The sequence below is a fragment of the Paenibacillus sp. WG02 genome, from assembly GCF_055396115.1.
On the sequence record NZ_AP036016.1, the window covers coordinates 5,798,870 to 5,824,584 of the forward strand.

A 25,715-nucleotide genomic window follows, 5' to 3' on the forward strand; every position below is an offset into this window, starting at 1 on the left:
ACGATTTTTCAACAATTTTCGCTTAAAATCGACATATTCCATAATTTCCCATTCAGCAGATTAATCGGTATGCGCATTTCATGCATGATCCGCTTATTTAATCATCGTATTCAGCTTTTTCCGTTCGTCCGGCAGCTTCGCATATTTTAAGCGGTACATGTCAAGCACCCGTCCGACCCCCAACTTTTCTAATTCTTCCTGAAAATAATTCCAATCCGTGTCCATCGTGAGCTCTCCGGTCACGAATTTAATCAACTTCTCGGTCCGAAGCTTAGTGAGCGGTGTCATGACTTTCGTGATCTCAACCATTTCGTCCTGATTGAAGGAGACGGACGGCCCCGAGAAAAACCCGAATCGGCTCGAGTTATCATTATACAATCGCTGCGCTTCAAGCCCGACGGCCCCCCATTTTCTCGCATACTCCGCATCCTGATCGTAGGGTGGCCAGATGCCCGTGCGTCCGTCCACGCCTAGCTGTTCAGGGGTTACCGTCCCCGTCGAATTCAGCTTCGTCTGCAGCTTTACAGCATATTTACGCTCCCCGTTCACCCATTTAAACGTCTCCCCTTCGATGCCCCAATTCGTTAGTTCCATCATCTCATCGGAATATTGATAATCAAGCAGCCGAATGAGTTCATCGGTATGGTTTGAATGCGCATTGACGGCGATCACCCAATCTCCTTGCGAATTTGCATACTGTACCGGCAGGAGTGCCTGCAGACCGTTCTCAGTGAACGGTGGCTGCACAGCTTTCAAGCTAAATAACGGATCTTGTTTTTTCCCTTTCTCTACCCACCCGTCCATTTCTGTAAAATATTCGCCGAATAAAGCGAAGGTCTTGCCCTTCGTAATGTTTTCAAAAAATTGAGCATCAGAATCGGTTGCAAAATCGGGGTCGATCAATTTGGCTTCGTAGAATTTGTGGGCCAATTCGACCGCCTTTTTGAAGTTGGGCTCAATCGGCCCAAACTTAAACGTCAACTCATCGTTATTGAAATAAATGCCGCTTTGCGTATGATAAGCCATGAAAAAGTTATCGAGCAGGTGATCCGGCCCCCAACGATTTGAAATCGGCTTCGAATCGGGGTAAATTTGCTTGAGCCGTTTCAGCGAATCGTACAGCTCGTCGAATGTTTTGGGCAGCAGCATGCCATTACGGTAAAAAATGTCTTCACGCAGCAAATAGCCGATGGGCATCTGCCCATACGTGTTGAAGCCGTCGATGCCGTAAAGCTTGCCATCCTCGGAGACGATGCTGTCGATAATTTGCGGATACTTGTCCATCCATCGCTGTAAATTAGGCATTCGCTTCAGATAAGGACGAAGATCGAGCAGCAGCCCTTGAGGACCGAACCGCTGAACCATTTCTTTGTTAATGACGAAAATATCCGGTTTATCTCCCGAAGTCGTGAGCAACTGCTTGACCCGCTTCATATATTCGGTAACCGGAAACTGAATCCAATCGAACTTCATATGAGCACGCCGCTCGAACTCGCGATCGATCAGCGTATCCCGCTCTCGTTCGAATGACGGGACGGCCGCTTTGACGACGATTGGCGGTACGGATGCCGTACTGGATGCCCGCTTGCCGAAGGTAACGGAGGCCGAGGAAAGAACCATCGCCGCGCACATAGAAACGACAATCATTGTTCTTTTTTTATTCAGCAAGACCCATCCCCCCTTCAGCCCCGCAGACGTAATTCGCTTTGACGCCCTTGCGGTATTCGTTCGGCGTCGTGCCTTCCAGCTTCTTGAACATACGGATAAAAGCGTTCGCGTTATTGAAGCCGATCTGCTTGCCGATGTCATTCGCCGTGCTATCGGTATCGAGCAGCAGTTCCTTCGCTTTTTCGATGCGAAGCCGGTTAATGTAATCTGTAAACGTAACGCCTTTATGTTTCTTGAAATATTGTGAAACGTAGTTCGCATTCAGGTCGAAACGATCAGCGATCGTCGTCAAACTCACTTCCGCTAAGTTTGCCGCAATATAGTCGAGCATCCCGGTTAACGCCTGAGACGACTGTTGAAGCTGCTGCACATGTGCCGTCACTTGTTCGTATACGTTGCGGCAAAGAGCTTCGATTGGCAATGGACTTTGCATTGAATTCACGCGTGCAATCATTTCACCGGCAGGCATGCCGAATATCGACTCTTCATCGATACGACGCGAATACACAGTTTCCACGGCAAAATAGAGTAGGTCGCTCACCAATTGCCGGAAAACCTTAAACGGCATTTGCTGCTTCTTCGCCCCATCGAAGAGCTGATCCAATAAATGAGCGGCGCCCTCCACATGGCCGTTCTCCAAATATTTGCGCATCGTCTCCTTTTTTTCCGCCGCAATCAGAGCTCCGGCCCCTCCAGGGTTGCTGTCCGCCTCGCCAAAGACGATGCCTCCGCTGCTCACGCTGCGCATATCGAGGATCATACAGGCATCCTTGTACGCCTTCCACGTTTGATCCAATTGCACGAAAATCGGACTAACGCCGACTGCCAAGCTTACTTCGTCCCCACAATCTTCTTGATATTGCATCAAAATGGTTTCAAGCTTCACAACAAACACATCTACGTCGCCGGCATCCTGTTCCTGCAGAAAAAGTACGCTTTCGTTCTCGGTCATATCGAGTACCGGCTTGTTTAAGGTGACAAGCTGTCGTTTATACTCGGCTACCGCTTGCTCGCTTCCTCCAGCGAAGCCGACTCTGACGACAGCCAGCGCGAAGCAGCCCCCGCCGCGGAAAAAATCGTATTTTTGCTGCAGCCGCTTGATATCTTCCTGATTGAGCTGCTGGTTCAATGCTCGGTACAAAAAGATTTGCAACAACGAAGGCAGACTTTCCTGTTGAAACTGCTGCAGCGTCGTTATATTCTCCTTGATATAGTCGTATTCGGACTTACCGTTCTCGAACGGCGCCTTCGCAAAACGTTTCACATAATGGACCATCTCCGCGAGCGGCGAATAAATGCCGAACGTGAAGACGGCGGAAACGATCGTCCCGATCAACATGAACAAGACAATAACGCCGATCGTCATGTATAGGAACTTATTGATCGGACCCGTCAGCATTTTTTTCGGTGTTACAATCAGGAAGCCAATATTGTTCCAAGATGACGGTTGAAACGACAGCATATAGTTGTCTCCGTCAATCGACGCTTCCGAATCCGTTTTAACATCTTTCACATTCAAACTTAGCTCCCCGAGGTTGAATGTCCCGCCTAGCATTTTGCGGTTGGTCGCGCTAATAAGCCGATTATGGAGCGTGTCGACGAGGTAGATGTCGCCTTTCTTCGTAATGTTCATGTTATCGATCATTTGATAAATTTTTTGTTCGTCTATGTTAACGATCATGTAACTGCGCGCATGAGCAACGCTTTCGATATTGAGGACAAGCGGGACGATTGTTTTGTACTTTTTCTCGCCGATCGCGCCGGTCTGCCTGTAAACGTCTGTCGCGGGAAATAGGGTCGACAAGATCCCATTCTCGATTTCACCGTTCCAAAACGGCTGTGAATAACCCTTATAGCGGTTATATTTGTTAAGGTAAAAAGCGGTTTCGTAAGAACCGGATCCGGCCAACACCGTATCGATGTTTTGAAAATAGATAAAGGCATCGTCCACTGTGTCATCGCTTATGTAGAGATCGTACAGCTTGCTGCTTAATGCATAGGTAGAAGAAGCGTAATTTTTTTGCGATTTGTCGGTCATGGATATCAGATTGAGGTAGTTAGAATCGGACGAGATACTGTACCCCTTGTCTTTGATTTTGTTGAACAAACCGTCAAGCGACGAAGAAACAGCGCGCAAATAATTGTGGTTCGCTTCCTTCGCGTCATCGATCATCCTGTAATTCGAATACGCTGCAATCATGATAGACGATACCATGAGCAGCAAGGTCAGAACGAAAAACCGCAGAAAAATCGTGATCAGCGTCTTTTTTTTCATACCTGCGGTAGCCTTGCGGGGAAACGATTTAATTAGTCGCCTCATGAATTCCCTCCTGAAACGAAAACTGTCCTACAAACATAATAACACGACACTTTGGAAGCGCATCCACTTTTCTTATTGAAACGAGTATATCATGATTACATGATCATCCTTAAGGCAGCTAATTCCCGTTCGAAATATGCAAGCGGGGTTAGCGCAGGAATGGCGGCAAGCCATATTCAGACTTGCCGCCATTATTCCACGCCTTCGTTAAGCAACTCTTACAAGACGGTAACCTTACAGGACTCCCCTGCTTGCAAAGAGATTGTCAAAATGTCTTTCATTCCGCAAATGAGCTCCTCCATCTTATCTCCGATCCGAATTTGCAGCCTTTCGCTCGTGAAATCGTTCTGCACACGGAAGAAACCGCCGCGTTCGGCATGCAGTTCTACATAGTCGAGCCGGTTTGCACGCCATCGCGCCGAGACGAGCACGCCCATCTCTCCGCGGAAATCGCGGAACTCGACGTCATTTGCCGCCCATTCGCGGGGAATCGCCGGAAACGCACGGATCGTCTGCCCGTCCGTATGCAGCAGCATTTCCTGGAGCGCACAAATAGCGGCGAAGTTGCCTTCGAGCGTAAACGGACGGTAATGAAACATGCAGACGCCAGCCTTTTTATAATCGCCATTCAGATGGAACCCGTTCGGCGAGCATGTGTATTGCCACATTTGCTGCAGATGATAAATCGCCGCTTCGCCGTTGCCCTGCTGCGCGTACATGGCGGCCGCCCAAGCAAACGAATAGCCGACCCATTGGCCCTTGCCGAGCACTTCTAGATTAGCGATTGTCGCATCGGCAATCTTGCGGTCCCTCTCCGAACCACGTCGGTCAAGCAGCTGCAGCGGATAAATGGCCATCATGTGAGACATATGCCGGTGGCTTTCCATGAGGGACTCTTCCGGGTTGACCATCAGCACGTTACGCTCGTTAACCGCAAGATCCGGGAGTTTGGCAAGCACATCCGCCCATCTTTCCAGATCGGAGGGGTAAGCAAGTCTTTCTGCTAAATCGTGCAAACGCCTGAACAAATAAATAAGAAGCGCCAAATCGTAGTTACTGATCGGCTCCAGCCATGCCTTACGCGAATTGTCGTGAATCTCCGGCGAGCTCGATACCGGCAGCCGCAGTTTGCCGTCTTCTCCCGGCGTCAGCCAGCGCTGCACGCAGTCCGCCGTTTCCTTGAAGTACACATAAGTTTTGTCGCGTAAGAAATCGCCGTCGCCCGTATACAGCCAGTAATGGTCGAACGCCTGACACACCCATATGTGGTTCGTGATGCTCATACTATACATCGGCCATCCGCCTATCGCACCGCCGGTAAGGGTCATGACAGATGGAAGATTGATGCCTGGAGCATCAAAGAAGCTTTGCGCGAACCGCTTCGCTTCCGGACGCAAGTCCCACAAGAAGTCGAGGAAGCTTTCCCCTTCTTCAAGATGATTCGCTTTCAAATAGTGCCAGTAGCTGAGCTGCGTATTCAAGTCGTGATGGTAGTCGCCTTTCCATGGGGGAAGGAGGCCTTCGTCCGCCGTCCACACCCCTTGCAGGGGCATCGGTGGAGAACCTTTGCGCGAGCAGGATGCGAACAGGTAGTTGTTCAAGTACCACATCTTCTCTGCTTCCGCGTCCGGCAAAGCGATCGAACTCTTGCCCCAGTAGCGTTCCCACCAGGCGCAATGTTCATAGAATGCGGCGTCAAACCCGGCGTCCAGCGCATCAATAACCTTCCGTTTGGCATTCTCCAGCCACTGCTCGCCATCATGGTTGGCAGCGATCGAATAGACCGCTTCCCAATGGTCACTCGACGTTTGCCGTTCGGCTATGACAATGGCATATTCGAGCTCTTGGCATGTTCGCTGATAAAACCAGCGTACATCTCCTTCCTCATGAATCGTGGCGGCCGGGTAGCCAAGCCGGGTCAGGCTCGTATGAAAGACGGGGTCTGCTGAATTATGCGGCAACTTACCGGCGTAATCCGGAGATACAATGTCCAGCCTCCCGCCCTCGAAAGGAGCACCGCCGATTTTGATATAGCCGAGGCCGCTCACTGCATGCAGGTAGCTGTCCACCTTAACGGTACGATCGCCAATAGCCATTAGGATATGCGCGCATGCCTCGCGGATTGCGAGATGGCTCCTCACGTGATCCGCCGGCCTCCCGAAACGCAGCTCCAGCCGACCGGCAGGAAGCTTAGTTGGGTACGGATATTTTTCGTAGATGCTGTCGAATCGGCTGAGCAGCCCTTCCTGGTCGCCGCGCCGAACGCATTCGATCATTTCCGCATAGGTGAACCCGGCGTCCAGCACTTCCGGCGCCAGCCGCAAATCCCACAAATCACCGCGGTCCAAGCTGAACCGAAGTGGCTCCCCGTTTCCCCATAGCAGGCATCCTGTCAATCCGTTGCCAAGCGGCAGCGCCTCGTCCCATCTTGTGATCGGCTGATCGAATATCAGATCATGCTTGTTCATCCCATTTACCTCCCCGCAAAAGCAGACAACTCCCTCCATGCGTACTCACACATAGAAGGAATTGACCGACTTTAGCTCTCGATTATTTTTTGACCTTATCATTCTGCAGCTTCAGAATCGACTCGTAGTCGCCCATTTTCTTGATCGTTGCTTGGAATTTGTCCCAATCGGCGAAGCTCGTCTCGCCCTTAATGAACTTGACGGCCGATTCTTTGACATATGTTTTGACCGGTGTCATCGTATTGGCGATGCGATCGTTATCATCCTTCGTCAACATGATCTTCGGTGCACGGTCCATCGGGGCGATTGATTCTTTGCCGCCGTATTTGTCAGAAGCCATATAATAGTTTTCCATCTGCGCTTTGCCGCTGTTATAGAAGAGCACATCCGGAATCGAGGTGTACACGGCAATCCGCTCCTGCGGCGTGAACACGATGCCCGGACGGGTGCGCATAGATGCCGATACGCCCATTTTCGCCAGTTCGCCTACGAAGTCAGCCGAGCTTTTCAATGCCGGCAGGTACTGTTTCTTGCCATCCTTCATTTCGTATGATTTGCCTTCAATTCCCCACATCAAGAGATCGATCATTTTGTCGTTGTATTGATAATCGACCAGCTTCACGAGCTGCTCCGGGTTTTTGGCTTTTGCCGAAATAACAAGGCCATAACCGTTTCTCAGCCCTTTTCCTTTAGGATCGCTTCCATATTTCCACGATTTCCCGTATTTCGGATTATCAGCGTTCATCGAAAGCGCCCATTTGACGCCGGCTTCTTTATTCGCATTGAAGTCCGCTACATAACCGGACCAGATCAGCGGGTACATGAACGTTTTGCCGGTTGACGCCTTTGGCTTCGCCTGATCCATCTCATCCGACCAGAAGGCCGGATCGAGCAGCTTCTCCGTATAAAGCTTGTTCAGGAAAATCAACGACTCCTTGTACGCCTCTTCTGTCGGCCCATAAACGTACTGTTTGCCGTTCCAGTAAATTTCGCCGTTCGTATGATTCGCGTTCAAAATGCCGTCGTAACCCAAATACTGTTCGCTCTGCGCGACCGGATAAAGTCCGGGTAAAGCGCTTTCAGCTTCTTGGCTGCATCGTACATTTCGTCCAGCGTAGTCGGCACCTTCATGTTGTTTTTCTCGAAAATGTCGAGGCGATATGCGGCTGCGTATTGGCTGGGCTCGATATCCGACGGATTCGAGAAGCCGTCGTAGAACGCAAACAGCTGCTTATTTTTATTCATCAAATATTGCTCGTTATTATCTGTGGCGGTGATGTACTGCTTATAGTTGGGCATTTTGTCCATGTACTTGGAAAGGTCTAGGAACAAGCCCTGCTCGCCGTATTTAATGATGTTATCCTGATCGCGCACGAGCATAATATCCGGAATATCGCCGCTTGTCAGCATAACCTGCGTTTTCTCCTTATATTCGCCCCACGGAATGCGCGTCCACTCGATCGTCACTTTGGCTCCCAAGTACTTCTCGATTTCCTTCTCGAACTCCTGCTGCACGATTGTGCCCTTCGGATCGCCGCCAAAATGCGGGATAACGACCTTCAGCTTCAGTTCCTTCACATCAGTGGCGGTCTTACTGCCTGAATCGCTTGCCAACGGCGACGCTGTTGAACCATCTTTACCTGAATCGCTTCCGCAACCGCTTAGGAACACAGTTGTTAAGAGGATAGCTGATACTAGCTTAGTCATTGATTTTTTCACATGAATTCCCCCTTTGATTTGATGAAAATGAATCCATATCTCTAAGCTTTCTCCGACCACTAGATCGGGAGATGCTTGTAAGATCGACTACCCTTTGATCGAGCCGAGCATAACGCCTTTGATGAAATACTTTTGCACGAACGGATACATGCACAGAATCGGCGCCATCGTGATGACGATCGCTGCCATCTGGATATTTTTCGGGTTGATTTGCCGGTTCAGGATCATATCCCTCACCTGCCCGCTCTGCCCTTCCTGCTGGGTAAAGATGATGCTGCGCAAAAACATTTGCAATGGATATTTGTTCTCATCTTTCAAATAAATAAGCGCATTAAACCATTCATTCCAATGCGAGACGATCGTAAATAGCGCGAAGGTGGCGAGCAGCGCCTTGGAAAGAGGCAGATAAATGCGGAACAGCACGGTCAAATCGCTGGCGCCGTCCATATAAGCCGACTCTCGAAGCTCGGATGGGATGTTTTGAAAAAACGTTCGAAAAATGATGACGTTATACGCGCTGATGCAGCCGGGGACGACCATGACCCAGAACGTATTTAGCAAATGCAGCTCTTTCATGATCAAGTAAGTCGGGATCATCCCGCCGCTGAAAAACATCGTAATCGCCAGAAAAATAGTGACAGCCTTTTTCAATCGGAAATCAGAAACCGTGAGCGGATACGCCATCATCGATGTCAGGAATAGCATCAAAAGTGTGCCCACCCCGGCGTACAGCACCGTATTTTTGTAGCTGATATAGAGCATTGGGTTGTCGAAAATGACCCCATACCCTTTGACATTGAACCCTTTCGGGTACCACGAAACTTGCCCGAGTGAAATAAAATCCGCGTTGCTGAACGAAATCGCAATGACATTGAGCAGCGGATAAACCGTAACCACCACAAGCAGCAGCATAAACCCGTAATTGGCCGCGTCGAACAACCGCGATCCTAACTTTTGTTTGTCATGCACGCGTCTCACCTACCTACCATAAACTTGTTTCCGAAAATTTGCGGGACATGCGGTTGGTTATCAGGACAAACAGGAAGGACACCACGGAGAGTATCAAGCCGACGGCTGCACCATATTCGAAACGTCCGCCTTCCAAACCGATCCGATACACATACGTGCCGATGACGTCTGCTTTTTCGTACGTGCTGGGGTTGTACATGAGCAGCACCTTCATGAAATCAGTGCTAAGGATGCCGCCTACGGACAAAATGAACAAAATAATTGTCGTCGGCAAAATAGTCGGAATGGAAATGTGCTTTGTCTTCTGCCAGCGGTTCGCTCCGTCGATCGATGCGACGTCGTACAAGGTCGGATCGGCATTGCTGAGCGCAGCCAAGTAAAGAATCGTCCCCCAACCGATGCCCTGCCAAATACCTGAACCGACGAACAGCGTCCGGAAATAAGACGGCTCCGTCAGATAGTTGATCGGTTCCATGCCGAACAACCCTGTAATCGAATTGAACAAGCCATCAAGCGACGTAAACTCCTTAATCATCCCAATGATGATAACGGTGGAGATGAAATGAGGGAAATAAGAAACCGTTTGCAAGAATTTCCTGAAAGCGAGCGCCCGAATTTCATTAAGAAGCAGCGCCAGGACGATCGGGGCCGGAAACCCGAATACGAGTCCGTAAATGCCGAGCACTAGCGTATTTTTAACGGTTCGCAGCGCCATCGGGTTGTTCAGAAATTCTTTGAAATATTTGAATCCGACCCAATCGCTTCCCCATATGCCTTTGGCCACGTTGTAATCTTTGAATGCGATCAGCACCCCGTACATCGGAAAATAGGCAAATACAAGCACAATCAAAAAGCCGGGCAGTACCATCAAATACAAATACTTATGACGCCAATACTCACGTAAAAAGCGGCTCTGTCCGTGATTGCCGGGACGCGCTTCATGCTTTATGTTGGCTGATACCGGCTGATTCATGAGGCAATCGCCCTCCCTTTCGTTTTAAAAGCCAGCCTGTACCGGGGCCCGGATAGAACAAGCTTTGGGACTCATCGCAAAGTATCCGAATTGGAAATAACTTTGCTTGAAATGTCCGCCATGTAACCAACGATAGACGACACCTATTCTCCGCGCAATGGATAAATCATTAGATCATCATCATTTCGTTAGGTTTGATGATATAAAATTTGTTAGGTGTTGCTATTAGCTCGTTCCATTTTTGCTGACTCGGAAGAAAGTTAAAATACACTCTCATTATTTTTTAATGTGAAGCATGTACTATAGCAATTATGGGGAGATAAAAGGATTATTCAATGGAATATTCCTGTATAAAAAAATCTTTAAAAGGAGAAGGTACAATGGAAACGATCAAAACAAATGATACTAAAACCTTATTAAGCAAAGTTCCCGAGGTCACCATTTATTTCTGGATCATAAAAATCTTATGTACCACAGTTGGTGAGACCGCGGCCGATTTCCTAAACGTTAATCTAGGTTTTGGTCTGACGGGTACCTCCATTGTTATGGGCGCTTTGTTACTTGTTGCAATCTTCTTTCAATTTAAAGCAAAGAAATATATTCCGAGCATTTATTGGTTGACTGTATTCTTAATTAGTATCTTTGGAACACTTGTTACAGACATTCTGACAGACAACATGGGTGTCCCTCTTGAAGTGAGTACGATAGCTTTCAGTGTAGTCTTGGTATTGACCTTTATCTTATGGTACGCCAAGGAGAAAACACTTTCTATCCATTCAATTTTCACTAAACGAAGAGAATCCTTTTATTGGTTAACAATCCTTTTCACCTTTGCACTGGGTACCGCGTCCGGTGACCTAATGGCACAGAGCCTTGGCCTTGGTTACGTTATAACTGGTGTCATAGTACTTGCAGTCATTGCCGCCATGACAGCAGCTTGGCGAATCGGGCTTGACTCTGTGTTAGCATTCTGGATTGCCTATATCATGACGCGTCCTTTGGGTGCTTCGCTCGGTGACTTCCTTTCACAAGCACAAACTGACGGCGGGTTGGGATTAGGTGCAACTATTACAAGCGCAATATTCATATTAGCGATTCTGCTGTTAGTCATTTTCCTTTCTGTCACCAAGCGAGATTTGATCGCAAAACCAAAAATGGAAGCGACTATTCCAAAACCGTTCGCCGTTCGCTGGCAAGTTGCAATCGTTATAGCTATCATGGTTCTCGCGTCCGGAACAGGCTATTTTTGGCGTAGTGCTAGTCTCCAGGATGCCCTGCCGCAAGGGGATTCGGCCAGCACCGTCCAGCAAACCTTCCCACAGGAGGATTTAACTAATTTCCGGAAAATTACGGAAGATACGCTAAGTCTTGTGCAAGCCGGAAATTTATCCGCCGCTAAAACACATGTTACTGAATTGGAGACGGCTTGGGACGACGCTCAGGCTCGGCTTAAGCCAAAGACCCCGAAGAAGTGGACTGAGGTTGATAATGCCATTGATAAGGTATTGAGACAACTACGTGCTGTCCATCAAGACGCTGAAGGATGTAAAACGTCTCTGGAAGCATTGCTTAACGTTCTTAACTAACCAATACTTTAAAGCCGCTAACCCCATATAAGGGAAAGCGGCTTTTTTATTGAACCCATTTGATCTTAAGGAACTCAGCATATTCAGCGTATTTTCAGCAACCTTTCAATTAAGTTTCAGTTGGCTTTCACTTATCCTTAAGAAAACAAGCCTATACTTCTAAGTGTAAGCAAAACAATAGAGAGGAAGGATTGAGAGATGGGAGAAAGGCAAATACGAGGCTCGGAAAATTGGCACCAATTCAAAGGCGACTCCTTTGAAGGCATGCACCACGGCTTTCATGGATGGCCGTTTCTGAGCATCCTACTGATGCTTGTCGTCGTTTTCATTGGATATTTATTGTGGAGAAGATTAAGAACACATAAGCAGAACTCGTTTACAAATCTCGATGCTTCCACACCGCCGGTTTACTATCAAATGCCTTTAAGTCAAAGGGCTAGCCTGTTAGACGAATGGGAGCGCAACATTCACAAGGAGGAGAAACCAAATGGGAATTTTTAAAAGAGTAAAAGACATTGCATTGGCCGATATCAATGAGGTGCTCGATAAAGTGGAAAATCCGATCAACATGATCAAGCAATACCTGAGAGAGCTGGAGGAACAAATCACCACCGCCAAGAACGCACTCGCGAATCAGTTGATCGCTGAGCGCAAGTTTGAAGCGTTAATCAGCGAGCTTGAGCAGATCATCGAAAAACGTGTTCGACAAGCTAATCTCGCGCTCGATCGGAATGATGAAACGATCGCACAACTAGCCATTGAAGAAAAGCTCATTTGCGAAAAGAGGCTCCACGTGTATCAAGAGCAGTATCAGACTGTTAAGCAACAAATCGCTATACTGCAAGAATCGCTCCATACTTCGAAGGCGCTGTACGATGAGCTGCAAAGCCAAAAGTGGTTTCTAATGTCCAGGGCAAATGGCGCTCGGGCTATGCAAAACCTGAACCGTGTCGTCGCTTCCGTGGATGCGGATACCGTTCGAAAAGGTTTTTCCAGAATGGAGGAGAAGGTGTGGCAGATGGAAGCGAGAGCCTCCGCAGACGCTCAGGTCGATCGGATTTTTCACAATTCCGCTTCGGCTGGAACGAATACCCTTTTCAAGAATGAGGTGCAGCAGGAGCTGGAGCGGCTTAAAGCTGAGAGAAAATAGGTTATTTTATTTACTTTTCAACACTAGTACCAATAAAAGACGACCTCTCATGAGAGTCGTCTTTTATCATTTAGCGCTTATTTATTGACTCTCTAACTTCCGATAAATTGAATCCTTTCACGATGAGCCAAACAGCTAGAATCATTTCATTAGCTGCTACTGGCAGCGCCAAAACAGCCCCCCATGCAGAAACTTGTTGAATGACACCGAACATGACTAACAAGGCACACAGAAAAACAAGCGTTGCCCCTGTCATACCTAAGATGGATATAAACCTGGGTACGAGCTTGGTTTTATAAAATATATAACTGTACATCATCGTGTTGATGCCCAGCATGAAAAGAGGCCCCAGCATAAAGGTCCAGTCATGTATGGCTTTTAATATTATACTTGAAGCATGAAAAGACGCGGTATCCGGAGCCGCTGCTGCTGCAAATTCCCGGCTTAAGGTCAACAGGGACAGTACGCTGATTATACCAATAGTAATAATAATGGCTTCAAGAAACCTGAAGCAAAGATGCCACAGAGCAATAGTTTCATTATATTTTCTTAAAACTGGAAACATGGTGGTTGCCGTACCAACCGCTGAAACGACAAGCATTAACTCCATAAGCGCTCCCAGTATCACTTGGTTGGCATGTTCGGAACCTTTCATCAGGTAATCAGGACCATTTAGGATAGGATCGTATAAAAGAAGACCTATTATCGCCGTAACTGCTGCAAGTATAAACAGTACTCCTACAAGTAAAGCGCTCTTTTTATTCGCGTTCATTTGTAATCTCCTTTTTTGAATTCATGTCCTCACAGTTATGACTACATTTCCCTTTTTGTGTCCTTTCTCGACATACCTATGAGCTTCGGGAATTTCTTCTAACGGATAGCGCTTATCGATGACAGGTTTTATCTTTCCTCCCTCAATAAGCTCCTTCAAGAAGACTAGATATTCAACACGAACCTTTTGTGACATATTCACATTCACATAGGTTCCGTTCGGGCGAAGCACTTTCTTACATGTTGATTTGGTGATTTTCGATATTTTTTTCCCAACGGCATCAAAGATTAAATCATAACGTTCTCCACTCGATGTAAAATCCTGTTTCGTATAATCAATTACCTTGTCTGCTCCTATAGATTGCACCAATTCAAGATTCGTAGTGCTGCATACCCCTGTTACATCCGCCCCATAATATTTGGCAAGCTGTATCGCATAAGTACCTACACTTCCAGAAGCGCCATAAACAAGAACCTTCATTCCACTCGCGATATTTCCTCTCTTAAGTGCATTCAACGCAGTTATACCCCCAATAGGAACAGCGGCGGCCTGCTCATACGTCAAATTGGTCGGTTTTATAGCTACTATGCCATCCTCAGGCAGACATTTGTACTCGGCATATGCACCAAAGCGAATACCACAGAACGCAAAGACTTGATCGCCTTCCTTAAATCGTTTAACCTCTTTGCCTACTGCAACAACTTCCCCAGCTAACTCAAACCCTAATATCGTTACTTTTTTGGGTCTTAGGAACCCATTGTAAAGTCTTGCTAGGAAGGGGTCAGCCTTTCGCATGCGCCAGTCCCCTGCTGTTACCGTTGTCGCATAGTTCTTCACCAGTATTTCATTGTCCTTGGGTGAAGGTTTTTCTAACTCTTTCAGATGAAGAACATCGGGCGGTCCGTATCTGCTGTATACAATTGCTTTCATATTTCCCCCTCCTAATGGTTATCAATTACAATGAGCAGAGCTGCCTAGATAATTCCGAATTAGACATAATTCTTCTTCATCCAATCCGTGATACTAAGACCCTCTGATTCATGTATTTCAGCGACATCAGCTATTTTAAGTAATGATCCATCTTTGATCGCAATGAAGCTGTCCAGCAATGATTCAATTTCCGTAATCTCATGGCTTGTCATGATGAGTGTCTGGTATTCCAAGTCAACATAAGAAATCATTCCTTTCACGATAGATTCTCGCACCATGGGGTCAAGTCCGGATAATGGTTCATCCATTAGAATGTAGGATACTTCTCTGGCCAAAGTAAGCATGATTTTTAATCGACCACGATTTCCTTTCGAGAGATTTTTGATTTTCATATGAGGCTCCAGCTGCATAAACGTCATGATTTCCTCCGCTTTAGCCATGTTAAAATCCGTATATTGGGAAGCCTGAAAATCCATTGCTTCACGTACTGTGAATATCGAATAAAAAGAACCAAGCTCCGATAAATAAGAAACCATTTTGCTGATTCTTCGATTGGCCGTCTCTCCATTTACGGTAACTTTCCCACTCGTAGGTAGCGAAAGTCCGGAAATAAGTCTCAATAGCGTTGACTTTCCACTGCCGTTCTCACCCACAATGCCAATGATTTTACCTACGGGCACAGTGAATGAAATGTTATGGAGTACGGGCTGTTTAACATATTTTTTAGAAACATTCGTCAATTGAATCAAATTACTCATCTCCTTTATCCAATTTGCTCAAGTGGTCCTGCAGCCCTGATATGATCTCACTAGAGTTGAATCCCATTTCCTTCATAACCTCGACAAACGATAGGATCTGCTCATTTTTTAAATTTTCACGTTGTTGAACCAAGCGATCCTCTTGTTCCGTGACAAACGTACCTTGACCTCTTCTCGTTTCCAGGATACCCTCACGCTCCAACTCACTGTAAGTACGCTGAATTGTGTTTGGATTAACACTGTATTTGATCCCCATTTCTCGGACAGAAGGAAGCTTCTCGCCTGCTTTCAATTCTTTGCTTACAATCTGTCGATTGATGCGATCCGCTAATTGCAGATAAATTGGTTTCGAAGCATTAAATTCATCCATGCCTACACCTCAACTTTGTTATCAACGATCCACGCGCTCAGGAAGAATAATCCAACGGTAAAAATGAAGGTATACAAATATTCTCCTGCATATGTTTGTATGGGTTGTATTGAAAAAGAAGGGAAATTATAAGTAATACTCCCCCATTTCGTTGCTAATCTATACATGGTAGTGGATTCGATTAGAGCAGTTAGCCAACTAGGTATGCTTACTGCCCCAATAACGACTAACCAACTCCAACGCCCGATTTTAAATTTAAGGAATTGGTAAAGCGACCAAAGAAATACCACCCAAACGCTAATTATGATAGAAATCATAATAATATGAGGAAATACGAATAAGCCCGATATCCAAGTATCCGTCCAATACGCTTCAATCAAGTTGAACTTGGGTATGATCAGCAATCCTGACATCACATATAACATCAATAGTGAAATAATGAGCATCATCAACCCGTTCAGCATCTTACTCATTAACAAACTAGAAGCTGACCCAGGATTATGCAACCATAGATGCAGCTGATTGGCCTCCGTTTTCAAACTGATAAATACAATCACCGGAACATATAAAATATGCAAAACAGCAGCAACTACTAAGGGTAAGAAAATAAGTAAGGTATCATCCGCTTTCATCCCCATATAAGAAGTCAACATGACAATCAATAAATTAATGACAAGTCCTACGAAAAATACGGCTCTTGTTAATTTAAAATCTTTTTTTAATAACGCTGCCCAAGCACTCATCCAAATCTCCCCTTCTTCATATAAAGAAATAGTGTATTAATGCAATAGTACACTAAGACATTATATCATGTAAATAGACAAATAAAAAAAGAAGCAAGAAGGGGAACCTTCTTACTTCCTGAGTACGCTTTTCAGTCACTTTCAAATTGGCTTTTGAGACAGCCACTTTAACAATTAAGCAGTCACGTCTTTTTTCCTGAAAACAAGCCAAGAAAGGACATTAAAAATGATGAAATAGACAACAATGACTGTGACTGAGAACGGTAATGTCATACTTGCAATATTTGGAGAGCCATTGAGATATTGAGTCAAATCCGTATTTTCGAATAAGTAGAATTTGGCCCAATTATATTGTGCTAAGAAACCAACGATGCTTGTACCAGCAAACATGATCCCCACAGATAATGCAATGGCAATCGAACTGCTTCGAGAAACAGTGGAAATCATAAATGCCATAGTGACGATCATCACCATCTGAATACATTGATATAAATAAGTACTAATCGCATGCTGTACAATATTTGTTTCATGCGCGATTGTATCACTTGAAGCGTAAACATACGGGGCACTCATATCGTGAAAACCATGTAATATCCCTGAGACAAGGAAAGCCGTAATAAACAAGATCACAAACAATACAATGGAAAAGGTAAAGGTTGATATATATTTCGAAAGAAGAATTTTAGCACGAGATGCGGGACGTATTAGAAGAAGTTTAATGGTACCATCGGTGAATTCACCCGCCACACTATCTGCCGCAATAATGACAGTCATAACTGAAACAACTATCATTAAGTCCGCGGCATTTAGCATATTCCCCCATAAGGTTTCTTCAGTAGGCGGGATATTGTGATCAATATGATACTGATTCATATTAATCCTTGAAGTAATCCTTGCTTTCCAATCTGGTCCCCTATTCATATTATTCAGCAATTGTGTATCATTTTGGATCTGCTGCTGCATATTAATTTTCCAATCCGCACTAGCTACCTGCGAAGGTTTTACACTGTATGTTTGTGCAATTAGAAATCCGATTGTAGTAAGAATTAAGCCCAATACGAGCAACCACGTCCGTAAACGTTGATAAATTTTCATGTTTTCATTCAAAAGTAAATTAACCAACTTTTTCGCCCCCTGTAATTTCCAAGAATTTATCTTCTAGCGTTAGGGAGTTCTTTCTAATACCATATATTTTAATTCCAGCCTTGACCAAAAGCTTGGTCACATCGGCAATTTGTTCTCGTTCCAACCAACATGCTAAACCATCCTCCGTTTTTTTAGCTTGCGCTGTTGGATGGTCAGAAAGGGATAGAATGGCTGCATCTACATGATCTACATCGAAGACTACCGAACTGTGCAGTCCCTCATCCATAAATTCTTTGATGGATTGCACCTCAACTAGCTTTCCTCCTTGGATAATGGCTACTCGGTCACACATAAGCTCCATCTCTGAAAGTAAATGACTGGAGACAATGACGGATATTCCTTCTTTTCGTGTTAGCGTATACAAATAATCTCGTAATTCACGGATACCGGCAGGATCAAGCCCATTGGTCGGCTCATCTAGAATGAGCAGTGATGGTTTATGCAGCAATGCTTGCGCGACGCCTAACCGCTGCCTCATACCTAATGAATAGGTTTTGACTTTATCCTGGATGCGTTTATCTAATCCAACCAAACGAATAACTTCTTGGATTCTTTCTTCAGTTACATTAGGAACCATTCGAGCAAAATGAACCAAATTTTTGTACCCGCTTAAATACTTGTACATTTCCGGGTTTTCTACGATCGCACCAACTTTGACAATAGCTTGGTTAAAATTGCGAGTAATACTTTCCCCATCAATCAGGATCTCGCCTTCTGTAATGCTCATCAAGCCAACCATCATACGAATCGTTGTTGTTTTCCCCGCTCCGTTAGGCCCCAGAAATCCAAATATTTCTCCTCTAGGCACCTCGAAATTCAAATTGTCAATTATTGTTTTACCTCCAATTCGCTTTGTCAGATTTTTAATCTGAAGAATCGGTTTTGTCATTCAAATTCCTCCTAACTTTTTGCATTTATACGATTTACAATTTGATTGTTGATCTTCTAATTCACCAAACATATTATATACACTCCACATTAAAACATAATGTGAATGACACATATGAAAGCTTAAAAACAAAAAAAGCCTAGTTCCACTTGAACCAGGCTTTATTATCTTTTAATCTTACTTTTGTTCCCAATTTTTCTTTGAATCATCCAACTTATACCTAACAGCAAGATAAATACAACAAGTCCTATCGCCCCCCACATAAGCGAACCGCGGCGGACTCCAGCATAAATACCGCTCATAGCTAATGTGTAAGGAAGAATACCAAGACCAGTTGTCCAGATAAAATTCCATAACTTTACATTCAAAAAACCAGCAGCATAATTAACAAAGTGATAAGGAACAAGCGGAACGAAACGAATTAGCAAAAGTCCAAAAATCTCATACTTTTTGATAAACTCTTCCACTTTCTTAATAAACGGTTGGGCCATTTTACCGAAAATAGGTTTAGCGACCCATTTAGTGAGATAGAGAGCACCTACCGCTCCTGCCAAACCGCCTATCCATGAGAAAATGCCTCCCCATATCGGGCCATAAATTTCCATAAGGATAATGGATATAAATTCTCCTGGTACGGGGAGGATATTAGCTGCCGATTGAACGATAACTCCGATGAGTATACCGATAAATCCTAAGTCTTGAATAGTTTTCAAAAGCTTCTGTGCTTCTCCTGTATGAAGAAGATAGATGTAATAGCCGATTATGGCTGCAATAATCAGTAAACTTATTCCACTGATGAGTCGAGTATTAGGAATACTTTTATGGGCTAACACTTAATATTCAACTCCATGAAATAATTTGGCTAAGTAAGACTAGTATTTCCTGTACATGCATATAAAACCCGCTTAACGTATAGAAAATCCTGTTGCAGACAGCAATTGAACAATCAAAGAGATGGTGAACTGCTGTCTGCTGGATATCTTCTTATCACTTCACTCGCTGAGATAGCTACAATTCGTGGAGATAATTGACCCTTCATTAAACGTTTTCTGCCTTGGGGGTGAAATATATACATAAGGAATCTTAAATAGATATGACTAAGCAATCTAAGCATACCTTTAGGTAGTTCTTTTACGGTAAATCCCATTTGTTTGGAGCCTCGATGAATCATTGTTATTCCATAAATGCCTCTAACTTCTTGATGAAGCTCAAGGAATTGAGTAAGCGTTGGAAGAAACCGTTGTACATCTCGTATGAGATTTACAGCTAACTGAACACTCGTGCTCGACTGGGAAATCATTTGAAACAATTTTTCGTTATTAAAATGAAGTTCAACGACTAAATCGCCGTCGCTAAGCTTCTCATCATTCTCTAAATAGATCGTACTCCCATGATACTTGCATAGTCTAATATAAAAGATCTGATAGTTAGGATCTAAAGGTCTTACATTAAATAACCAATAAAAGAGCATCTCCCACTTCAACCAAAAGTAAACAATCGTTTTTTTAAAAAGCTGCAAGGGTTCTTGTTTGCGCGGCCCATCTAATTTCATCTTGCTATCGATTCGAAGAAAGATATATTCTCGTCTTTTACACTCCTCCAGAAATTCACTCAAAGCCTCAAGCATAAATATCGGAGCGTTTTGATCGGCACCAAAAGTCTGACCGCTATCGTGCAGCAAAATAATGTCATTGTTACTCAGCTTAGAAAGCAGTTCGTTTCTAATTCGGTTCTTTCCACCGCTGCTTCTCCAATCCCCGACCATTAGCGACCATAAGACCATATGGAATTGCTTTAATAAGATTAGATCGAAGATATTGATAATTCCCCATGGAGGGCGGTAATAAATGGGTTTTTCGCCAATTATGTTCTCGATGGCTTTTACGGAATCGTTTAACTGTTTTTTGACCTTCATAGGGGTCATTAAGGCATTTGCCCAGTGTACATAGTTGTGAATCCCAATTAAATGTCCTTCTCTATGCATGCGCATAATCAATTCCGGGTATTTCTCAGCTTTTGATCCAAGTACGAAAAAAGTGGCCTTTACTTGGTAAGCCGCTAATAGATCAAGCAGTTGAGGCGTATAATCCGGTCCAGGACCATCGTCGAATGTTAAAGCAATCCCATTCGCCTTCTTCCCCTTTGTATAGACACCAAATCCACCTAAACGAACTATAAGCGTGGGTAAAATCGTATACACCAACAAAATGACCAGAAGAAACCAAACTAATTTACTCATAGCTATCACTCTCTTCCCAAAAATACTCCTGCAAATTTACTTAAGAATAGGTGGCAGACTTCCTATCATATAAGTTCTTAAGTATATCTTTAACAATCGTATCGGCAGCTTTTGTTTGATTTAAAGCAGCCATTTGTGATTTCAATCGCTTTGCATAAGAAGAGTTGGTTAAAAAACGTTCAATTTGCGCCAATAAATGATTAATATCATGAGAAATAGCAGCAGCACCTTTTCTGGAAAAATAAATAGCGTTATCTTTCTCTTGTCCAGGAAATGGCCGATATATAAAAACTGGAATTTGCAGTGTAAGTGATTCAGCCAGGGTTAATCCTCCTGCTTTACTAATAATACATGAGGCTTGAGCCATTAATTCAGTGATCTGTTCGACAAACCCATAAATGGTTACATTAGGAAAATTTTCAAAGCGGTTGTTAAGCATTTGTTCTAATTTTTTATTTCGGCCGCATACAACCGTAAGATGATAACCGTCGATGAATTGAAGCTTTTTAATCAATTCTTCCGTTAATTCACCATTAGGATGTGAACTAGCAAATAGAAGAACCATCTTTCGATTCTTATGTATGCATTGATTCGTTTCAAAAGCTTCTCGAACCGGAATCCCTGTAACTTCAATATGGGATTCATGTATGCCAACGTTCAACATATCTCGTTTAAGTTCATTAGTTGCCACATAGTATTTATGTATATGGGGATGGAGCCATCTTGCATGAATAACATAATCTGTGATGATGGTGTAAGTCGGAATCCCAAAAGCACGACCAACAGCAGGTGCAGCACCGTAAGGGAAAGTGTTGATAATGACGTCAGGCTGATAACTAGATACAATGTTTTTGAGATGTCTATACCCCAAACGATTTAAAACAGTAAGTAAGGGATTATGGGACTTGGCATCCTGTGTTAGATAATAACTCCATCCATAATAATTGAAACCGTATCTAGCTGCTCCAAAGCTTCCCTTGTACACGTTACATGAGATTTTGTTGATGATAGGATGTGCTTCTTGCATTAAATCAATAACTTGTACAAATTCAACGCCAAGTTTTAAAAAATGCTCTTTTAATGCAATTGATGCAAGTAGATGCCCTTCTCCATAACCAGCGGTAAGAATTAAAATTCTAGAGTGGTAAGTCAACTAAAAGCCTCCCAATATGCAGGTAAGATCATATCTATTATATAGAGTATGTGTTATTTACATAACAGCAATTATAAACTTTGAAACTTTTCTTAAGTATTTATTTAATCGTTAACTATATTACAAACTCTTGGCATACTGTTGAGCCTCGATCTTGCCGCGGTTACATGATTACAATAATCGAATAGAGCAAAAATTAATTAGTATGATTTTTAGTTTGTTAATTAGCACATGCTATTATTGTTGCAATTTTCTAAAATGGCTTGTCGCTATATCTTATGCAAAAATCCATTAAGGAGCTGTTTCAATTTTGGAAGATAACTTAGTTTCAGAACTTGTTCGTTTTTCTGCTTCAATCATACCAGGCAAAGAAATTTCCGTGTCAATATATTATCAAGACATGAAAAGTAAAGTGAAAGACAAAGCGAAGGCTAAATCGCTTTCCGTAGAAGATTATATTGAAGAGGTACTTAAAGGCAAATTACAAAATATTGAAAATGAATCAAAAATTGATCTATTAGATATTGGTATTGATTTAGCTACGGTCTTTATAGCTGACAGAAGATTTAGGATAGGTTGGGTTATAGACGGTTATTGGGAGGTTTATAAAAAATGTACTACTACCGCTAAATTAACATTAGATGCTTTAACTGGATTGTAGCAGGCTTAACATGGTTATTGCCATTTTTACAGCCGTACAAGCTCTTGGAACATTGGTACAAGCACTAAGTAATTCGGTCCTTCACGTAATAATTATTTAATCTTAAGCTCACATTAATCTTCCCTGGTTATTCTAAAGACCAACCCCAGTTATTTCACATATAGGAGATTGGACTTACAGCCCTAAAAAGTTGTAGGTCTAATTCTCATTTCAGTATTTTGAATTTTTTTTTTGTCGTACTAGCCATTTTACAATTACTGTTGCTTGAATGCGGTCCGCTTCAACTTTCGCAAGTGCCTTCCAGATTTTTCTGTGTCGAAATCAACGATTGTTCGAAATTTGTACTCTCCGGCCATGTGATGCGATTGCAGTTTGTCCGTCCCTTTGCAGATGTAGCATTGATAATGCCCATCGGCCTTCAATCGTTCCTTGGTTGCCCTGAATTCTGCAGACTCTTTCCGCTCCCCATGGTCAGGATCGATGTCAATTACTTTGATCGTATGAACTTCGGCATGTGCTCCGACAATATGCTTTTCCTCGATGCTCAACTGCCATTCCTCCTATTTAAGTTTGATGAAATAGTATATTCATAGATTAAGTAAAGGACTTGGTCTCATACTCCTTCACTCTCCGGTAGAAAGTGTTAGCTTCATATCCACTTTTCGCATAATTATCCTGTTACTACTTATTATATTTACTTTTGCATGACCTCCTGTCTGATAAAAGGAAAAGGCAGCCGCTCAATCTGCATCGGTTGCCTTCTTTGTTATTTGAACTCTTACTCTGCGTTAGTTTAATTTAATGGCTTCCAAAGACTGGGTAAAATATGGCATCATCTGCGAGCAGTAAGTAAAATAAACCTGTCCATAAATGAACAGGTTGTTATAATACAATGTTATTAAATTCTTTAACTTTCTAGGTAATACCTATCAAGAACTCAGACTCATCTTCTTTGTTTACATCAAGAAGATCCAAAAGGAAAACAAAGATTGGAACACCAATTATTAATCCCCAAATTCCTAAATAATGTTCCGAAAAAATTAAGATAATAAAACTGTAAAACATTGGCAATTTAGTTTTAGAAGACATAAATCTTGGGTTTAGGAAATAACTCTCAATTAAATGAATCACTATTATCATAATACCTACGTAGACTATCATAATTACTCCACCCACTTGAAGAGCAATTAAGGAGAGTGGAACCATTGAGATGATAACCCCAACAACAGGAATCAAACTAAGTAAAAATACAGTAATGGACAGAGCGAACAAATAGGGAAAACCCATTATCCACAGACCAATTGTTGTTAATATCGTGTTAGAAATCGCAATAAGAATTTGAGCCTCAATTACCTTTCCAAAAGAGACAACAAATTTCTTCCCGAAATATTCCACTTCGTTATAAAACCAAGAAATTTTACTTTTCTTGAATTTTGAAGTAAACCGTATAATCCTATCTTTTTCAAGCAAGAAAAAGAGACTAAGCAGTAATGATAAGAAGAATGTTTTACCCCAATCACCTATTTTAAGTAAATATCCCAGCCCTTCTTTTGCATACGATTGTAAATCTAAACTATCCAAAGCACTAGTTATACTATCTGGTAGAGAATCAGCTTGAGGTGAATTATACAAATTAATTATCTCATTTGATACTGCTTTAACTTGTTCAACAATTTTCGGCAACAAATTCGAGATACCTGTAACAAACGATATAATAAGAAGTAAATAGATGACTATTACAACAACTCGATAATTTATCCGAATCCATTTATTTAAATTCTTTGTAATATTTCTCTGTAAACTATTCATGATGTAGGTAATTAAAAAAGTTAGTAGTATTAGGTTTAGCATGCCTTTTAAACTAATTAGCAAAACACATATTAGAAACAGTATGAAAAATCTTCTAAACGTTAAACTTGCTATTATCCCTTTAATATACTCCATTACTTTTTTTGCTCCTCATTTATAAATATTATCATTTGCCTTGGGAAAGCCTTTTGATCAGCAATTTGTCTGACATATAAGGAGAACCTGCATTGATTCGTTTTATAAGTTTAATGTTATCCGAATTAATACCCTCCACCCCTGTAAACAAGAACGGAATCTGCGATTGATTCGCGATATCGACCACTTCTTGATTGTATTTTCCGTGTGGCAAACAAAGTAGATTAATCTTATTTCCCAATTTGGCGTTAAGGATATCATCCGCTTCGGTTAAATCGTCGCGAATTCTGGATTTGTATTCTTTTTCAGTTTCGATCCGATTGGCTGACTGATTAAACAACTTTGCTGTTAACTTGGAAAGTTCCTCACCCTTTTTTACTGCCACGGTTTCATGAGAATTAAATGTATGGGAATAAAAACTGAATCCGTCATTGTGCATCTCAATGATCTCTTTCCAATTTAATATGGGGGGCATCCTTACAGTTCCATCCTCAATGTAGCTAACAATCAGAAAAAAAGTAGCAGTCATTCCCTCTGACTTCAAAATCGGGTATGCATACTTATATACAGATTCATACCCGTCATCGAACGTTATAACTACTGAATTTGAAGGAACGGTTTTTTTCTTTTGCAGAAAGTCAACAAAGTCCTCAACAGAAATAACATGAAAACCATTATTCTTCAACGCCTCTAAATGAGATTTAAACCTATCCGGCGTTATGGTTACCGACGATTCTACAGGATCAAGATGATGGTATGTTAGTACCGCAACTTTGTTTCGGTAAAAAATCTCTGGCTTGTTCATTGAGATTTGCAGATTTTCAAGCGATGTTTTCTTCATTTGGTGCAGGTTATCTTGAAGTAAATCGTCGTTGGTCAAATCTGACTGATGAGTTTGTGCAATGACTGTTTCGGTTATGGCTTGTGCGTTGGTGGGTTCGGGCATATATTCCTGATAGCTTTGTTTCTGTATTTCGGTTCTAAAATGGGAAAAACCGAGTGAAATCATAATCACAATAATAATACTAAAAAGCAACAAATGCCATCTTCTTATTTTTAGTCTTTTCATTATAAAATCCCTCTAATAGCTCTTTTCTCATTTATTTATATTTAATTATATCAACTATTGACTGAAAAATGATCACTTCATATTCATATTTTAAAGAAAGAAAAGGTAGAAAATCAACAAGATATAGTCTTAATAGATAGCATGAGCCTTAAGGGAAAACCTCCAATTAGAAGGAAGTGTTAAAGTCT

General features: G+C 42.9%; 24 protein-coding genes. 4 read left to right on the forward strand and 20 right to left on the reverse strand.

What is annotated here, in order from left to right; all coding sequences use genetic code 11:
• Window positions 1-93 precede the first annotated feature (93 nt).
• From ACBP55_RS26295 to ACBP55_RS26325, 7 genes are all read right to left on the reverse strand, one after another.
• Window positions 94-1,668, reverse strand: a complete 1,575-nt coding sequence (locus ACBP55_RS26295) for an extracellular solute-binding protein (protein WP_464645826.1) — start codon at window positions 1,666-1,668, stop codon at window positions 94-96.
• Window positions 1,658-3,988, reverse strand: coding sequence for a helix-turn-helix domain-containing protein (locus ACBP55_RS26300; protein ID WP_464645827.1), 2,331 nt, complete (start codon window positions 3,986-3,988; stop codon window positions 1,658-1,660). Before ACBP55_RS26300 ends, ACBP55_RS26295 begins: the two co-directional genes overlap by 11 nt.
• 218 nt (window positions 3,989-4,206) lie before the next feature.
• Complete coding sequence (locus ACBP55_RS26305; protein ID WP_464645828.1) at window positions 4,207-6,456, reverse strand: glycosyl hydrolase family 95 catalytic domain-containing protein; 2,250 nt, start codon at window positions 6,454-6,456, stop codon at window positions 4,207-4,209.
• Window positions 6,457-6,538: 82 nt separating this feature from the next.
• The gene (locus ACBP55_RS26310; RefSeq protein ID WP_464645829.1) at window positions 6,539-7,471 is read right to left on the reverse strand and encodes a type 2 periplasmic-binding domain-containing protein; all 933 of its coding nucleotides are present in this window, start codon (window positions 7,469-7,471) and stop codon (window positions 6,539-6,541) included.
• Window positions 7,468-8,175: an extracellular solute-binding protein gene (locus ACBP55_RS26315; protein WP_464645830.1), complete on the reverse strand. Its 708-nt coding sequence runs from the start codon at window positions 8,173-8,175 to the stop codon at window positions 7,468-7,470. Before ACBP55_RS26315 ends, ACBP55_RS26310 begins: the two co-directional genes overlap by 4 nt.
• An 87-nt stretch (window positions 8,176-8,262) precedes the next feature.
• Window positions 8,263-9,144: a carbohydrate ABC transporter permease gene (locus ACBP55_RS26320; RefSeq protein ID WP_464645831.1), complete on the reverse strand. Its 882-nt coding sequence runs from the start codon at window positions 9,142-9,144 to the stop codon at window positions 8,263-8,265.
• A 13-nt stretch (window positions 9,145-9,157) separates the two neighbouring features.
• Window positions 9,158-10,117, reverse strand: coding sequence for an ABC transporter permease (locus tag ACBP55_RS26325; protein ID WP_464645832.1), 960 nt, complete (start codon window positions 10,115-10,117; stop codon window positions 9,158-9,160).
• A 380-nt stretch (window positions 10,118-10,497) separates the two neighbouring features.
• Here ACBP55_RS26325 and ACBP55_RS26330 point away from each other — a divergent pair, with 380 nt between their 5' ends.
• The 3 genes from ACBP55_RS26330 (at window position 10,498) to ACBP55_RS26340 (ending at window position 12,853) form a co-directional block, all read left to right on the forward strand.
• Window positions 10,498-11,703, forward strand: a complete 1,206-nt coding sequence (locus ACBP55_RS26330; RefSeq protein WP_464645833.1) for a COG4705 family protein — start codon at window positions 10,498-10,500, stop codon at window positions 11,701-11,703.
• A gap of 198 nt (window positions 11,704-11,901) precedes the next feature.
• Window positions 11,902-12,204, forward strand: a complete 303-nt coding sequence (locus ACBP55_RS26335; RefSeq protein ID WP_464645834.1) for a hypothetical protein — start codon at window positions 11,902-11,904, stop codon at window positions 12,202-12,204.
• Complete coding sequence (locus ACBP55_RS26340; RefSeq protein ID WP_464645835.1) at window positions 12,191-12,853, forward strand: PspA/IM30 family protein; 663 nt, start codon at window positions 12,191-12,193, stop codon at window positions 12,851-12,853. Before ACBP55_RS26335 ends, ACBP55_RS26340 begins: the two co-directional genes overlap by 14 nt.
• 70 nt (window positions 12,854-12,923) lie before the next feature.
• On the opposite strand, the gene ACBP55_RS26345 is transcribed toward ACBP55_RS26340, so the two are convergent.
• From ACBP55_RS26345 to ACBP55_RS26390, 10 genes are all read right to left on the reverse strand, one after another.
• On the reverse strand, window positions 12,924-13,625 hold the full coding sequence (locus ACBP55_RS26345; protein WP_464645836.1) for a DUF4386 domain-containing protein: 702 nt from the start codon (window positions 13,623-13,625) through the stop codon (window positions 12,924-12,926).
• 21 nt (window positions 13,626-13,646) lie between these two features.
• Window positions 13,647-14,555 (reverse strand): NAD(P)-dependent alcohol dehydrogenase, encoded by a 909-nt coding sequence (locus ACBP55_RS26350; protein WP_464645837.1) that lies wholly within the window; start codon window positions 14,553-14,555, stop codon window positions 13,647-13,649.
• A gap of 59 nt (window positions 14,556-14,614) precedes the next feature.
• Entirely contained in the window at window positions 14,615-15,304 is a 690-nt protein-coding gene (locus ACBP55_RS26355; RefSeq protein WP_464645838.1) for an ABC transporter ATP-binding protein, read from the reverse strand.
• A 1-nt stretch (window position 15,305) separates the two neighbouring features.
• On the reverse strand, window positions 15,306-15,683 hold the full coding sequence (locus tag ACBP55_RS26360; protein ID WP_464645839.1) for a GntR family transcriptional regulator: 378 nt from the start codon (window positions 15,681-15,683) through the stop codon (window positions 15,306-15,308).
• Between the two features lie 2 nt (window positions 15,684-15,685).
• A complete protein-coding gene (locus tag ACBP55_RS26365) occupies window positions 15,686-16,426 on the reverse strand; it encodes a hypothetical protein (protein ID WP_464645840.1) in 741 nt (246 codons plus the stop codon).
• A 174-nt stretch (window positions 16,427-16,600) separates the two neighbouring features.
• Window positions 16,601-17,548 (reverse strand): ABC transporter permease, encoded by a 948-nt coding sequence (locus ACBP55_RS26370; RefSeq protein WP_464645841.1) that lies wholly within the window; start codon window positions 17,546-17,548, stop codon window positions 16,601-16,603.
• Window positions 17,541-18,461 carry an ABC transporter ATP-binding protein gene (locus ACBP55_RS26375; RefSeq protein WP_464645842.1) on the reverse strand — a complete coding sequence of 307 codons (921 nt, stop codon included), beginning with the start codon at window positions 18,459-18,461 and terminating at the stop codon, window positions 17,541-17,543. The genes ACBP55_RS26370 and ACBP55_RS26375 overlap by 8 nt, the downstream gene beginning before the upstream one ends.
• A gap of 164 nt (window positions 18,462-18,625) precedes the next feature.
• Window positions 18,626-19,294, reverse strand: coding sequence for a TVP38/TMEM64 family protein (locus tag ACBP55_RS26380; protein ID WP_464645843.1), 669 nt, complete (start codon window positions 19,292-19,294; stop codon window positions 18,626-18,628).
• 113 nt (window positions 19,295-19,407) lie between these two features.
• Window positions 19,408-20,700 carry a polysaccharide deacetylase family protein gene (locus ACBP55_RS26385; protein WP_464645844.1) on the reverse strand — a complete coding sequence of 431 codons (1,293 nt, stop codon included), beginning with the start codon at window positions 20,698-20,700 and terminating at the stop codon, window positions 19,408-19,410.
• Window positions 20,701-20,740: 40 nt separating this feature from the next.
• Window positions 20,741-21,853 carry an MGDG synthase family glycosyltransferase gene (locus ACBP55_RS26390; protein ID WP_464645845.1) on the reverse strand — a complete coding sequence of 371 codons (1,113 nt, stop codon included), beginning with the start codon at window positions 21,851-21,853 and terminating at the stop codon, window positions 20,741-20,743.
• Between the two features lie 310 nt (window positions 21,854-22,163).
• Between ACBP55_RS26390 and ACBP55_RS26395 the strand changes: the two genes are divergently transcribed.
• Window positions 22,164-22,514, forward strand: coding sequence for a hypothetical protein (locus ACBP55_RS26395; RefSeq protein ID WP_464645846.1), 351 nt, complete (start codon window positions 22,164-22,166; stop codon window positions 22,512-22,514).
• Window positions 22,515-22,768: 254 nt separating this feature from the next.
• On the opposite strand, the gene ACBP55_RS26400 is transcribed toward ACBP55_RS26395, so the two are convergent.
• The 3 genes from ACBP55_RS26400 to ACBP55_RS26410 form a co-directional block, all read right to left on the reverse strand.
• A complete protein-coding gene (locus tag ACBP55_RS26400; RefSeq protein WP_464645847.1) occupies window positions 22,769-23,062 on the reverse strand; it encodes a hypothetical protein in 294 nt (97 codons plus the stop codon).
• A 367-nt stretch (window positions 23,063-23,429) separates the two neighbouring features.
• Entirely contained in the window at window positions 23,430-24,458 is a 1,029-nt protein-coding gene (locus tag ACBP55_RS26405; RefSeq protein WP_464645848.1) for an AI-2E family transporter, read from the reverse strand.
• 31 nt (window positions 24,459-24,489) lie between these two features.
• A complete protein-coding gene (locus ACBP55_RS26410) occupies window positions 24,490-25,527 on the reverse strand; it encodes a polysaccharide deacetylase family protein (protein WP_464645849.1) in 1,038 nt (345 codons plus the stop codon).
• Window positions 25,528-25,715 lie beyond the last annotated feature (188 nt).